Genomic DNA, 14,033 nt, shown 5'->3' on the forward strand with positions numbered 1-14,033 from the left:
ATCGTTTGCTTTAATGATTATTAGACATATGTTTTCAATTCTCTACCTTTGTGTTAAGGAATCGGTTATTGCTTTTCGCTAACGTCTAATTAAAGATCAAAGCGCGTGCCAAAATTAGATAATGTATGATAAGTGATTGATAAATAAGGGAATGAGGAAGATGATGCTAATTAGGATAGTGGGGAAGTATGTGTGGAGTGTGTGGAAACTGTGGCGGGGAGTGTGGAATTATTCCACACACCCCGCCACAGTTCTTTTATTTAGGTAATCTATTTACTTAATTTCATCCGGCCAGGGACAAGGTTTACCTGTCGCTTTGAAAGTTGGTCGTTGTGCATCTACTTTTCTTAGAAAGTTGCCCAGCTCTTTAGAAAGTTTCTTCACGATGTCCGGATGCTGTGCACTAAGGTCGTTGCTTTCTTCTATATCATCAGGTATGTTGAATAACTCTTTTTTTCCTGTTCCATAGTAATAAATCAATTTCCAGTCACCGTTTCGAACGGCACAATTAAAGTTGATTCCGGGACCGTCATTTCCCCAGTTGTTAGGCATATTCCAGAAAAGACTCCGACCCTTAGCTGGGTTGCCTGTCTGTTTCAGCAGAGGGATGAAACTGATACCGTCTAGCGGCTGAACTGTCTGGTAGTTCTTGACACCTGCCATTTCAAGAATAGTAGGGTAGAAGTCTTCTATCAACAAGTAGTTGTTGCATTTGCTTCCCGGAGCTACTACTCCCGGCCAACTGACAATCATCGGTTCGCGGATACCGCCTTCATAAGTAGAACCTTTACCACTGTTCAATGGATAATTCTGTGTATGCAGCTTGCCGTCACGCCATCCGGATTCGGATGCAAGTCCTCCGTTATCACTCATAAAAATGATAATAGTGTTGTTGGCTTCTCCATTCTTTTTCAGCCAGTTCATTAAATCACCTAAACTTTTATCCATTCCTTCAATCAGTGTGGCATAAGCAGCTTCATGGTCTGTCATTCCTTTTTTCTTGTACTTCTCATAGAAGCGCATATCTTTGTTCAAAGGAATGTGGATGGCATATTGCGACATATACAAATAGAAAGGCTGATTATACTTTTTCGCTTTATCCAGTGCTTTAATGGCTTCCAACGTCAATGCTTCAGTTACAAAGGTTTCCGTTCCCCAATATTTCTCTAATCCGGGAACAGACATCAGTGATACCGCTTTCCCATCTTTGGTATGTCCGTAGTTCTCTTCTCCCAGGTAACTGGCAAGTCCACCGGCCGCATGTCCGGCAATATTTACCTCGAATCCCCAATGATGCGGATCTTCCCCTGGAGTATCTATCGCTCCGAAATGGGCTTTTCCACAATGTATAGTATGATAACCGCTGTTCTTTAGCAGTTGCACGAAGGAGGTTCCTACGAAAGTATGATTAGTGCCGGACACTTGACTTACTCCATTGTAATTCCAGTCAGGGACTGCCAGAATGCTATCTTTACGGTCTGTCATTGTATTCTTTTGCAGCGTCCAGTTAGTTACTCGGTGACGTGCGGCGTTGGTTCCGGTGATGAGGCTGCACCGGGTAGGAGAACTGATACTGTTGGCATACGCTTGAGTAAACATCATTCCCTGTTTTGCTAACCGCTCCATATTGGGAGTCTCGTACAATTCGTTATAGTGTGTCTTCTGTGTCCAGAATGGGAGTGAAGTATCCTGCCATCCCATATCGTCTACCATAAAGAGAATGATATTCGGACGTTTGTCCGCGCGTTCTATTTGCATATTGCTTTGTGCTTGCAGATTGGTTACTGCGAGTGGCACAAATGCAAGGGGTAATAATGTTTTTTTATTCATGGGGGTCATTTTATTCTATGGAATATGCATTAAAATTAATAATATCTGGTAATGCGATAGATTCGGTTAAAGATAAGTTCGAGCACTACAAAAAGGAATCATTTCTCACCGTGATGAGAATAAATACTCATAGTAATGAGAACTTTTTCTCATCGCATTGAGAAAATTTTCTCATAGGCATGAGAACACTTGAGAAAATGCAAGAACGTAACTTGTTACAAATCAATATTGTATAATTTCAATTTATTATATAAAGTCTTTCGATCAATATTCAGTAATTGCGCTGCTTTACTCTTATTGTTTCCTGTTTGGCGTAGCGCCTCCAAAATATGCTCTTTTTCAGTCTCTTCATTGCGTAATGCAATGCTCGTATTGCTGGATGCAGGAGTTTCTAAAAGCTCGGTCCCCAATTCCAATAAAGTAATGAAACTGCTTTGTGCCAATAACGTTGCTCTTTTGACGATGTTCTTCATTTGGCGCAAGTTTCCCGGCCAATGATAATTCATTAAAGCTTGCGATGCTTTTGCATCGAAACCAATCAGGTGTTTATCCAGTTCCTTGTTTGCCTGATCGAGGAAGAAATTGGCAAAGAGCAGAATATCTTCTTTCCGTTCTTTCAGATCGGGCATACGGAGGGTAAATTCATTGATACGATGATAAAGGTCTTCACGGAAAGTACCTTTTTCAATGGCTTGTTCCAGATTCTCATTGGTGGCAGATACCAGACGAATATCTACCGATATCTCCTGTGTAGAACCTACCGGACGTATTTTTCTCTCTTGCAAGGCACGAAGCAGTTGTATCTGCACTTCATAACTAAGGTTTCCGATCTCATCCAGAAAGATAGTACCACCGTTGGCTGCAACGAAAGCACCCGTTTTATCTGTCAGAGCACCTGTAAACGAACCTTTCACATGACCGAAAAATTCGGAAGCAGCCAGTTCTTTGGGGATAGATCCACAATCTACGGCAATAAACGGTTTATCGTTTCGTTTGCTAAGTTGATGAATACGGTGCGCCACATACTCTTTTCCTGTTCCGCTGGAACCGTTGATAAGTACGGACATATTGGTCGGAGCTACCAGACCTACATAATTGTAGAGTTGTTTGGCTGCATCACTTTCTCCTTCCAGATAAGCACGATGATTTTCTGTTGAATCTTTAGATGAAGTAGAAGCACCTTTTTTAGAAGAAGATTTAGCAACGTTATGAGTAGCAAGACTCTTTTCAGACTGCAGACATTCAGAAATTTTCTTCAGTAATTCTTCCGGATTTACCGGTTTGGCTATATAATCACGTGCTCCCAGTTTCATTGCCTGTACGGCGGATTGTATATCCGCATAGCCAGTCATGATGATTAAAGGAATGTCCATGCCTTGTTCATTCATCCATTTCAGCAGATCGATACCTTCGTGGTCGGGTAGTCGCAGGTCTGATAAAATCAGATCGACGTTTTGGCTTTCGATATGTTTTCGGGCGCGGGCAATATTACTCACTGATGATACTTCAAAGCCCTTTTTGCCTAGCCAGGTTTTTAGCATCATTCCAAAAGTGATATCATCTTCAACGATCAATATGGAGCTCATCATGTCAGGTTTTGATTCTTTTAAGTCACAAAGGTAAGAGGATTTAGGCGAAAGTGGTATATTTGCAAACTTAAATTAAATAAAAGTGTTATGAAAAAGATTCTATTGATAGTATTAACCATATCGTTTTGCGGACTTACTGCCTGCAAAACCGGAACAAAAAAAGGAGGAGACATGGATAAAGAAACGTTGGTAAAGATTGAGACAACTGTAGGAGATATCGAGGTGAAACTATATAATGAGACACCGAAACATCGTGATAATTTTATCAAACTGGTGAAGGACGGTGTTTATGAAGGCACACTGTTTCATCGTGTTATCAAAGATTTTATGATTCAGGCTGGTGACCCGGACTCAAAGAATGCACCGAAAGGAAAAATGCTGGGTACGGGAGATGTAGGTTATACTGTTCCCGCTGAATTTGTATATCCTAAATATTTCCATAAGAAAGGTGCCCTGTCCGCTGCCCGTCAGGGAGATAATGTGAACCCGAAGAAAGAATCTTCCGGTTGTCAGTTCTATATCGTGACAGGTAAGGTGTTCAATGACTCTACCTTGCTGGGTATGGAAAGCCAGATGAATGAGAATAAGATTAATGTTATTTTCAATACGCTGGCACAGAAACACATGAAGGAAATTTATAAGATGCGAAAAGCAAATGACGAAAATGGTCTTTATGATTTGCAGGAAAAGTTGTTTGCAGAGGCACAGGAAATGGCAGCTAAACAACCGGAATTTCATTTCACTCCGGAACAGATTGAAGCCTATACAACGGTGGGAGGAACTCCGCATCTGGATGGCGAATATACTGTGTTCGGCGAAGTAGTGAAAGGTTTGGATATTGTGGATAAAATCCAGCAGGTGAAAACCGACCGTAGCGATCGTCCCGAAGAAGATGTAAAAATAACAAAGGTGACAATACTTGACTGAAATATATGAAAATCAACAGGCATATTCTTGATAATGGGTTACGTCTGGTACATTCGCAGGACGAAAGTACGCAGATGGTTGCCCTTAATATATTATATAATGTGGGAGCTCGCGACGAAGATCCCGAACATACCGGTTTTGCCCATTTGTTCGAACACCTGATGTTCGGAGGGTCGGTGAATATTCCCGATTATGATATGCCGCTTCAATTGGCGGGTGGAGAGAATAATGCCTGGACGAATAATGATATAACCAATTACTACCTCACTGTACCTCGTCAGAATGTAGAAACCGGCTTTTGGTTGGAATCCGACCGGATGTTGAGTCTTGATTTTAGCGAACGGAGTCTGGAGGTACAGCGGGGAGTAGTAATGGAAGAATTCAAACAGCGATGTTTGAATCAGCCTTATGGGGATATCGGACATCTTTTGCGTCCTCTGGCTTATCAGACGCATCCTTATCAATGGCCTACTATCGGAAAAGAGTTGTCGCATATTGCCAATGCTACGCTGGAAGAAGTGAAGGCATTCTTTTTCCGTTTTTATGCTCCTAATAATGCCATATTAGCTGTGACCGGTAATATCTCTTTCGAAGAGGCGGTTGCTTTGACGGAAAAATGGTTCGGCTCTATTCCTCGTCGGGAAGTTCCTCAACGGAACCTGCCACAAGAACAGGAACAGACGGAAGAACGGCGGCTGACGGTAGAGAGAAATGTTCCTCTCGATTCTTTATTTATGGCATACCACATGCCTGCCCATTGCCATCCGGATTATTATGCATTTGATATTTTGTCGGATGTGTTGAGCAACGGACGTTCCAGCCGGTTAAACCAGCGTTTGGTACAACAGAAACAATTATTTTCGAGTATAGATGCTTATATTTCCGGCAGTGTAGATGCGGGGTTATTCCATATTAGTGGTAAACCTTCGGCAGGTGTCACCCTGGAACAGGCGGAAGCGGCAGTGCGGGAAGAACTGGAACTGTTGCAGCAAGAATTGGTTGACGAACAGGAACTGGAAAAAGTGAAGAACAAATTTGAGTCCACCCAGATATTCGGCAACATCAATTATTTGAATGTGGCAACCAACCTGGCTTGGTACGAATTGCTTGGCCGGGCGGAGGACATGGAAAAAGAGGTCGATCGTTATCGGTCTGTCACGGCTGAACAATTGCGGGCGGTAGCTCAATCTGCTTTCCGTAAGGAGAACGGAGTAATACTATATTATAAGAAACAACAAAATTAAATTCTCCCTTTTTTAATCTATCAGTGAAAGGGAAAAGTCCCTTTGCCTGAAAATGGAGATACGTTTAGGTAACGGAAAAGTAAATGAGACATATTTATAGTACATATAAAGAGCATTATAAAGCACTAATTTTTCTCGGACTGCCGATTGTGATCGGTCAAATAGGAGTAATCGTTCTTGGATTTGCGGATACGTTAATGATCGGGCATCATAGTACGATTGAGCTGGGAGCAGCTTCCTTCGTCAATAATGTGTTCAATCTGGCGATTATTTTCAGTACGGGTTTTTCGTATGGGCTGACTCCCATTGTGGGAGGTTTGTATGGAACCCGCCAGTATGCCCCTGCGGGACAGGCTTTACGCAACAGTTTGCTGGCAAACCTGATGGTTGCATTGCTGCTGACTGTCTGTATGACTGTTCTTTATCTAAATATAGAACGTCTCGGACAGCCGGAAGAATTGATTCCCCTGATTAAACCGTATTACCTTGTTTTGCTCGCTTCACTAGTGTTTGTCATGCTTTTCAATGGATTCAAGCAGTTTACAGACGGAATTACGGATACAAAAACCGCTATGTGGATATTGCTTGGTGGAAATGTCTTGAATATCATAGGAAACTATATCCTGATTTATGGAAAGCTCGGATTGCCCGAGTTAGGTCTGTTGGGAGCAGGTGTCAGCACGCTGTTCTCGCGTATCGTGATGGTGATTATATTTATCATCATCTTTATGCGTAGTCCGCGTTTTGTCCGCTATAAGATTGGCTTTTTCCGTTTGGGATGGTCACGAGCTGTATTTGGGCATTTGAATGGTCTCGGATGGCCGGTTGCTTTTCAAATGGGAATGGAGACAGCCTCCTTTAGTCTAAGTGCGATCATGATCGGTTGGCTGGGTACTATCGCTCTGGCTTCTCATCAGGTTATGCTGGCTATTTCGCAGTTTACATTTATGATGTATTACGGTATGGGTGCTGCTGTGGCTGTTCGTGTCAGTAACTTCAAAGGTCAGAATGATATCATTAATGTACGTCGTTCTGCCTATGCAGGTTTTCATCTGATGATGACATTGGGCGTTGTGCTTTCTTTGATTGTCTTCCTTTGCCGGAATTACTTGGGAGGCTGGTTTACCGACAGTCAGGAAGTGGCTGCTATGGTGACCTCTCTAATCTTCCCTTTCCTCGTTTACCAGTTTGGCGACGGACTGCAGATTACTTTCGCCAATGCTTTGCGTGGAATTTCAGATGTAAAACTAATGATGATTATCGCCTTTGTCGCCTATTTCATTATTTCTCTTCCTGTAGGTTATTTCTGCGGCTTTGTCATGGGATGGGGAGTAGTAGGTGTCTGGATGGCATTTCCTTTTGGTTTGACGAGCGCAGGATTGATGCTTTGGTGGCGTTTTCATCACATGACGAAACTCCCCGAACCTCACCCCAAAATCTGATGCTAAATACTTGATAATTAAAACTTAATACTTAACCCCAATGGCTTCCTTCCGTTTTACAAAGTTGAAAATAACCGCCGGTTACACTTTGTTGCTGGCGATCCTCCTTTTCTCGCTGGTGTTTGTACATCGTGAGATGGAAGCATTGTCGGCCGCCGACGATCAACAGAATTTAAGAACAGACAGTTTATTGACCCTTCTCCATGAGAAAGATCAAAACACGATTCAGATGTTGCGGGTGCTAAGTGAGGCAAACGACAGCCTTCTCTCTGCTTCGGAAATAGAAGAAATCATATCCGAACAGGATTCTGTGATTACCCAGCAACGGGTACAACATCGGGTCATCACCAAACGTGACTCGTTAATCACTACTCCTAAAAAGAAGGGATTCTTCAAACGACTCGCCGAAGTGTTTTCCCCTTCTAAACAAGACAGTGCCGTATTAGTAAATACATCGTTGGAAGTAGCCACTGATACCATTCTCCAACCGAGCACTTCTAAAGATTCTCTTCAGCAGAAAATCCGCATGGCTACCGAAGAAAAACGGTTGCAACGGAGGAAAACAATCCGACGTACCAGTACAAAGTACCAGCGGATGAATACGCAGTTGACGGCACGGATGGATAGCTTGATTAAACAGTATGAGGAAGAAATGACCTTGCGTGCCCGTCAGGATGCCGAACTTCAGCAGGAAGTGAGGATGCGGTCGGCACGTATCATCGGCGGTATCGCGGTTGGTGCCGTACTATTATCGGCTTTTTTCCTGATATTGATTATGCGGGATATTTCCCGTAGCAACCGTTACCGCCAGCAATTGGAGGTGGCGAATAAACGGGCGGAAGATTTGCTGATCGCCCGTGAAAAATTAATGCTTGCCATTACCCATGATTTTAAAGCTCCGTTAGGCTCAATTATGGGATATACCGAACTCCTGTCCCGATTGACAGAAGATGAACGGCAACGATTCTACCTCGACAATATGAAAAGTTCTTCAGAACATTTATTGAAGTTAGTCAGTGACTTGCTTGATTTCCACCGGCTTGATCTCAATAAAGCGGAAGTGAATCGCGTAACCTTTAACCCTTCCCAGCTATTCGACGAAATTTATGTCAGTTTCGAACCTTTGACCGCTGCCAAAGGTTTAGCCTTGCAATGTCACGTCGTCCCGGAACTGAATGGAAGATATATCAGTGATCCTTTGCGACTCCGGCAAATTGTGAACAACCTTTTGTCCAATGCCGTAAAGTTTACTCAAAAAGGAGAAATTAGCCTGACAGCCAGTTATGATTCTTCTAAGTTAACCATCGCCATTGCCGATACAGGAAAAGGAATGGCATCAGAAGATCGTGAACGTATCTTCCAAGAATTTACACGTCTTTCCGGTGCGCAGGGGGAAGAAGGTTTCGGACTCGGACTCTCTATTGTGAAGAAATTGGTAACTTTGCTTGAAGGAACCATTGACGTGCAAAGCACATTAGGAAAAGGGAGCTGTTTTACTGTAACTTTACCTCTTTATCCGGTAGGTAAATCCCTTGCAGAGAGCGAATCTCCGGAAAGTGAATCTTCGGAGAATGAAAGTCCATACGCTCCCAAACAGTCGGCTGCCATTCCTCCCATGAAAGTCATTCGTGTGCTTTTGATTGATGACGATAAGATTCAGCTGAATCTGACTGCCGCCATGTTGAAACAGCATGGTATTGATGCAGTGTGCTGTGAACAGCTGGAACAGCTGATTGAACAACTTCGCTCTTCCGTCTTCGATGTATTGCTGACAGATATACAAATGCCTGCCATTAACGGGTTTGATCTGGTAAAACTATTACGGGCTTCTAATATACCACAAGCAAAAACAATCCCTGTTATTGCTGTGACTGCCCGTAGTGAAATGGATAAAGCCGCTTTACATGAACATGGTTTTGCCGGTTGTTTGCATAAACCGTTTACAGTAAAGGAATTGTTGCTAACAGTAAATGAAGGTCAACTTTCGGCCGATGAAGCGCATATAACAGAAGATATGGGAACTGTCGGGATCAACCTTTCTGCACTGACTGCTTATTCTGAAGATGATCCGGAAGCAGCATACTCCATCATTCACACTTTTATTGAAGAGACAGGCAAGAATGTCGAACGGATGCAACAAGCATTGAATGAAAAAGAAGTGGATGGGATAGCTGCCATGGCGCATAAACTTCTCCCTCTTTTCACAATGATCGGAGCGGAGGAAACTATCGCCCCGTTAAAATGGTTGGAGGCTTGTCGTGGAGAAGAATTTTCGGAAAAAATAGAAGAAACAACATTCAATACATTAGAAGCTGTCCGTAAAATAATTAGTGAAGCGGAGCATTATTTGGAGGTAATGAAGAATACCCAATAAGCCGTTTTCTTCTACTCCTTGGCTACTATCTGTATCTTTCTTACTATTACCCAAACCTTTTTTCAAAATAATTTGTTTACTTTGTGTCACCTTATTTACACTGACACATTTTACATGAAACGAAAATGGATACGTTGGGTAAGCTGGATATTGCTTACTCCTATAATACTCTTTGTAATACTAATGGTATTGCTTTATGTTCCTCCCGTTCAGAATCTTTTGCGTCGGGAGGTTACTGCATACGCTTCTAAAGCAACCGGCATGCAGATTCAGGTGGAGCGGATAGACCTTCGTTTCCCGCTTAATCTGTTGGTACGTGGCGTGGAGGTTATTCAACAGCCGGATACCCTTTTGTCTTTGGAAAGTCTCAATGTTCGTGTACAGGCATGGCCGTTGATAAAAGGAAAAGTAGAAGTGGATGAAGTCACTTTGAGCCGGGTAGCCGTTAATTCAGCCGATTTGATGGAGGGAATGAATATTAAAGGCGTTTTGGGACGTTTCTTCCTGCAAAGTCATGGCGTCGATTTGTCTAATGAACTAGCGGTAATCAATCAGGTCGAACTATCCGACACTCACGTGCAGCTACTGATGAATGATACCACAACTACGCCCAAAGATACCACAGCTTCTGCTCCGATCAACTGGAAAGTAGCTCTTCATCAGTTGAAATTGAAAAATGTATCGTTCAGTATGCAACTTCCTGCTGATTCCATGCGTATGGCGGCCCATATTGGAGAAGCAGCCATCGATGATGCTCAAGCAGATTTGAAGAATCAGTACTACGACTTGAAGAAGTTCTTATTATCGGGAACCTCCGTCAGCTATGATACCGGAACTGCTCAACCGGCAGAGGGCTTCGACGCTTCTCATATTGCCGTCCGGGATATTCGCATCGCTCTGGATTCCTTGCTGTATAAAGGGAGGGATATGAACGCAGTCATTCGTGAGTTTACCATGAACGAACGTTCCGGATTGAGCGTCACTTCCCTGACGGGTAGAGCCTACTCCAATGATTCAGTTATCTGTGTTCCTGGTTTGAAACTGAACACTCCCCATTCTGAAATCGATTTATCTGCCCATACCTATTGGGAACTGGTCAATATCCCCACTACGGGACGCTTATCCGCCCGTCTCAATGCCTATATCGGCAAAGAAGACGTCATGCTGTTTGCCGGCGGTCTGCCCGAAAGCTTCAAAGAAGCCTATCCATTTCGTCCGCTCGTCATCCGTGCCGGCACGGACGGCAATCTGAAAGAAATGCAGATTTCCCGTTTCACGGTAGACCTGCCGGGTGCTTTTGCATTGGAGGGCGGTGGCCTTTTGGAAAACCTCACCGACAGCCTCACACGCACCGGAACCATCGGCCTGAAAATGACTACTCAAAACCTGAACTTCCTGACCGCTCTGTCGGGAGAAGCGCCTAATGGTACGCTTGTCATTCCTGACAGCATGAATCTGGTGGCGAAAGTGGATATCAAAGGTCCTGAATATAAAGCAAATCTCCGTTTGAAAGAAGGACAAGGAGCTATGGACGTGAATGCAGCCTTAAATACCACTACCGAAGTCTATAAGGCTGATCTGAAAATAGACAATCTGCAACTTCATAGTTTCCTCCCGAAAGACTCTATCTATGAACTTTCTCTTTCGGCTGCGGCTAATGGTCGTGGATTAGATGTCATGTCCTACCATTCATTTGCCAAATTGAATCTTTCATTAGATCAGCTTCATTATGCTAAATACCATCTTTCCAATCTTGATCTGACGGGAGAACTTAAAGGCGCATTGGTCACTGCACATCTGACAAGTGACAATGCTTTATTGAAAATGACAACGGATGCTGAATACAATCTGGCACACAGCTACCCCGACGGTAAAATAACGATTGATGTCACCCAACTGGATTTGCATGAACTGGGAATCATGCAGGAGCCAATGAAGCGTCCGCTGACTTTCAATTTTTCGGCAGAGGCTCGTCAGAACCGCGTATTTACCCATTTAATCTCCGGAGATATGAAACTCGATTTGAGTGCACGTTCCGGTGTTAATCCTTTGATTCGTCAGTCCACTCATTTTGTGGATGTACTGATGAAGCAGATTGATGAGAAAGCCTTGAATCACGCTGAATTACGCAAAGCATTGCCAACTGCTATTTTCTCTTTCTCCGCAGGACAAGAGAACCCTTTGGCATATTTCCTGGCTACCAAGAAGATAGCTTACCATGACGCTTCAGTGAAATTCGGAACGGCTCCCAACTGGGGAATTAATGGAAAAGCCGCTATCCACGCCTTGAAAGTAGATACCTTGCAATTGGATACCATCTTCTTTACCGTCAAACAAGATACCACACTCATGAAATTGCGTGCCGGAGTTATTAACGGTCCCAAGAATCCGCAATTCTCCTTCTCTACCACACTGACGGGAGAAATTCGTGATCGGGATGCCGAATTGCTGGTAGACTTTAAGAATGGAAAAGGAGAAACAGGAGTATTACTCGGTGTCAATGCACGTCCCTTGTTCGAGGGCAAAGGAAAAGGCGATGGACTGGCTCTCACCTTGATTCCAGAAGAACCGATAATCGCCTTCCAGAAGTTTCATTTTAATGAAAATCATAATTGGATTTATGTGCATAAGAATATGCGTGTATACGCCAATGTAGATATGTGGGATGACGAAGGAATGGGATTCCGTGTACATTCTGTACGGGGAGACACCGTTTCTCTACAGAATATTGATGTGGAAATCCGAAGAATCAGTTTGGCTGATTTGAGCAGTGTACTTCCTTACTTCCCGGAAATAACCGGTTTATTCTCTGCGGAAGCGCACTATGTACAGACCGAAAAGGATCTTCAACTTTCGGTTGAAGCAGCTATTGATGAATTGACTTATGAACGTCAACGAATTGGTGACGTGACAGTGGGAGCCACCTGGCTGCCAGGCGAACAGGGAAAACAATACCTGAACGCCTATCTGAATCATGACAAAGTGGAAGTGATGGTGGCGGATGGTAAGCTGGTTCCAACCCAGACAGGAAAAGACAGTCTGGAAGTAAACGCTACTCTGGAGCATTTCCCGCTACGTGTAGCTAACGTATTTATTCCTGATAAAATGGCTACGCTGGCCGGTGATATGGATGGTAATCTGAATATTGCGGGTAGCACCGAGCAGCCTTTGATAAATGGCGAACTGATATTGGATAGCGTTTCTGTTCTTTCCCGCCAATATGGTGCTAATTTCAGGTTCGACGACCGTCCGGTACAGATAAAGAATAATCGGTTGGAATTTGATAAATTCGCTATCTATACAACAGGAAAAACTCCATTCACGATTGACGGATCTGTTGATTTCAGGGATATGTCCCGACCGATGGCGAATCTGAATCTGCTGGCGCAGAACTATACGCTTCTGGATGCCAAACGCACTCGTGAGAGTCTGGTCTACGGAAAAGTCTTTGCCGATTTCCGGGCAACAGTGAAAGGGCCGTTGGATGGATTGAACATGCGTGGAAACATGAGCCTGCTGGGTAATACAGACGTTTCCTATATCTTGACCGACTCGCCGTTGACGGTACAGGATCGTTTGGGAAGTCTGGTAACCTTTACTTCGTTTAGCGACACCACTACGGTTGTCCAACAAGAAGTGCCGACTGTTTCTTTAGGCGGGTTGGACATGGTGATGATGGTACATATCGATCCATCCGTCCGTTTGAAAGTCGATTTGGATGCAAGCAATGACAATCGTGTCGAACTGGAAGGGGGAGGTGACCTCTCTATGAAATATACTCCGCAAGGTGATCTGACATTGACCGGACGCTATACGTTGAGCGGCGGTTTGATGAAATATGCTTTACCTGTCATTGCTGCCAAAGAATTTGCTATCGATAACGGTAGCTATGTGGAATGGACAGGAAACCCCATGGATCCGATGTTGAACTTCAAAGCAACCGATCGTATCCGTGCTTCTGTTTCCGAGGGAGAGAACGGCGGAACACGTTCGGTTAATTTCGATGTGTCCATCGTTGTCAAGAACCGGTTGGATAATCTTTCTTTTGCATTTGATGTATCTGCTCCCGAAGATGCAACCATACAAAACGAGTTGACAGCCATGGGGGCGGAAGAGAGAGGTAAACAAGCCCTCTATATTATGGTTATGAAAACCTATCTTGGCACCGGACCGATTGGTGGCGGAGGTGGTGGATTGGGTAAACTGAATATGGGTTCCGCACTGAACTCCGTATTAAGCAGCCAAATCAACTCATTGATGGGAAATTTGAAAAATGCCAGTGTTTCTGTCGGTATCGAAGATCACGATTTGTCGGATACGGGTGGTAAGCGTACGGATTACAGTTTCCGTTATTCACAACGTCTCTTTAACAACCGTTTCCAGATTGTAATCGGAGGTAAGGTGTCTACAGGTGAGAATGCGACGAATGATGCGGAATCCTTTATCGATAACATCTCTCTGGAATATCGTTTGGATAGAACCGGAACCCGTTATGTTCGTCTGTTCTACGATAAAAACTACGAGAGTGTACTCGAAGGCGAGATTACGGAAACAGGAGTCGGTCTGGTACTTCGCAAGAAACTGGACAAACTCAGTGAACTGTTCATCTTTAAGAAAAAGAAGTAAG

The 14,033-nt window shown here is 43.7% G+C and carries 7 protein-coding genes; 5 read left to right on the plus strand and 2 right to left on the minus strand.

Annotated elements, in window-relative coordinates; translation table 11 throughout:
• Nucleotides 1-273: 273 nt before the first annotated feature.
• Entirely contained in the window at nt 274-1,830 is a 1,557-nt protein-coding gene (locus tag KSX81_RS15465; RefSeq protein WP_128131700.1) for a sulfatase, read from the minus strand.
• Between the two features lie 215 nt (nt 1,831-2,045).
• Nucleotides 2,046-3,419: a sigma-54-dependent transcriptional regulator gene (locus tag KSX81_RS15470; RefSeq protein WP_004324634.1), complete on the minus strand. Its 1,374-nt coding sequence runs from the start codon at nt 3,417-3,419 to the stop codon at nt 2,046-2,048.
• Between the two features lie 87 nt (nt 3,420-3,506).
• Here KSX81_RS15470 and KSX81_RS15475 point away from each other — a divergent pair, with 87 nt between their 5' ends.
• The 5 genes from KSX81_RS15475 to KSX81_RS15495 all read left to right on the plus strand — a co-directional run bounded on the left by KSX81_RS15475 (nt 3,507) and on the right by KSX81_RS15495 (nt 14,032).
• Nucleotides 3,507-4,346: a peptidylprolyl isomerase gene (locus KSX81_RS15475; RefSeq protein ID WP_022199759.1), complete on the plus strand. Its 840-nt coding sequence runs from the start codon at nt 3,507-3,509 to the stop codon at nt 4,344-4,346.
• 5 nt (nt 4,347-4,351) lie between these two features.
• Complete coding sequence (locus KSX81_RS15480) at nt 4,352-5,590, plus strand: M16 family metallopeptidase (RefSeq protein WP_004299932.1); 1,239 nt, start codon at nt 4,352-4,354, stop codon at nt 5,588-5,590.
• 83 nt (nt 5,591-5,673) lie between these two features.
• A complete protein-coding gene (locus KSX81_RS15485; RefSeq protein WP_217725856.1) occupies nt 5,674-7,032 on the plus strand; it encodes an MATE family efflux transporter in 1,359 nt (452 codons plus the stop codon).
• A 40-nt stretch (nt 7,033-7,072) separates the two neighbouring features.
• The gene (locus tag KSX81_RS15490) at nt 7,073-9,406 is read left to right on the plus strand and encodes a hybrid sensor histidine kinase/response regulator (protein ID WP_217725857.1); all 2,334 of its coding nucleotides are present in this window, start codon (nt 7,073-7,075) and stop codon (nt 9,404-9,406) included.
• A gap of 114 nt (nt 9,407-9,520) precedes the next feature.
• Complete coding sequence (locus tag KSX81_RS15495) at nt 9,521-14,032, plus strand: translocation/assembly module TamB domain-containing protein (protein ID WP_165860829.1); 4,512 nt, start codon at nt 9,521-9,523, stop codon at nt 14,030-14,032.
• Nucleotide 14,033: the final 1 nt, after the last annotated feature.

This window comes from Bacteroides sp. MSK.18.37 (assembly GCF_019129155.2).
Classification (GTDB): domain Bacteria; phylum Bacteroidota; class Bacteroidia; order Bacteroidales; family Bacteroidaceae; genus Bacteroides; species Bacteroides ovatus.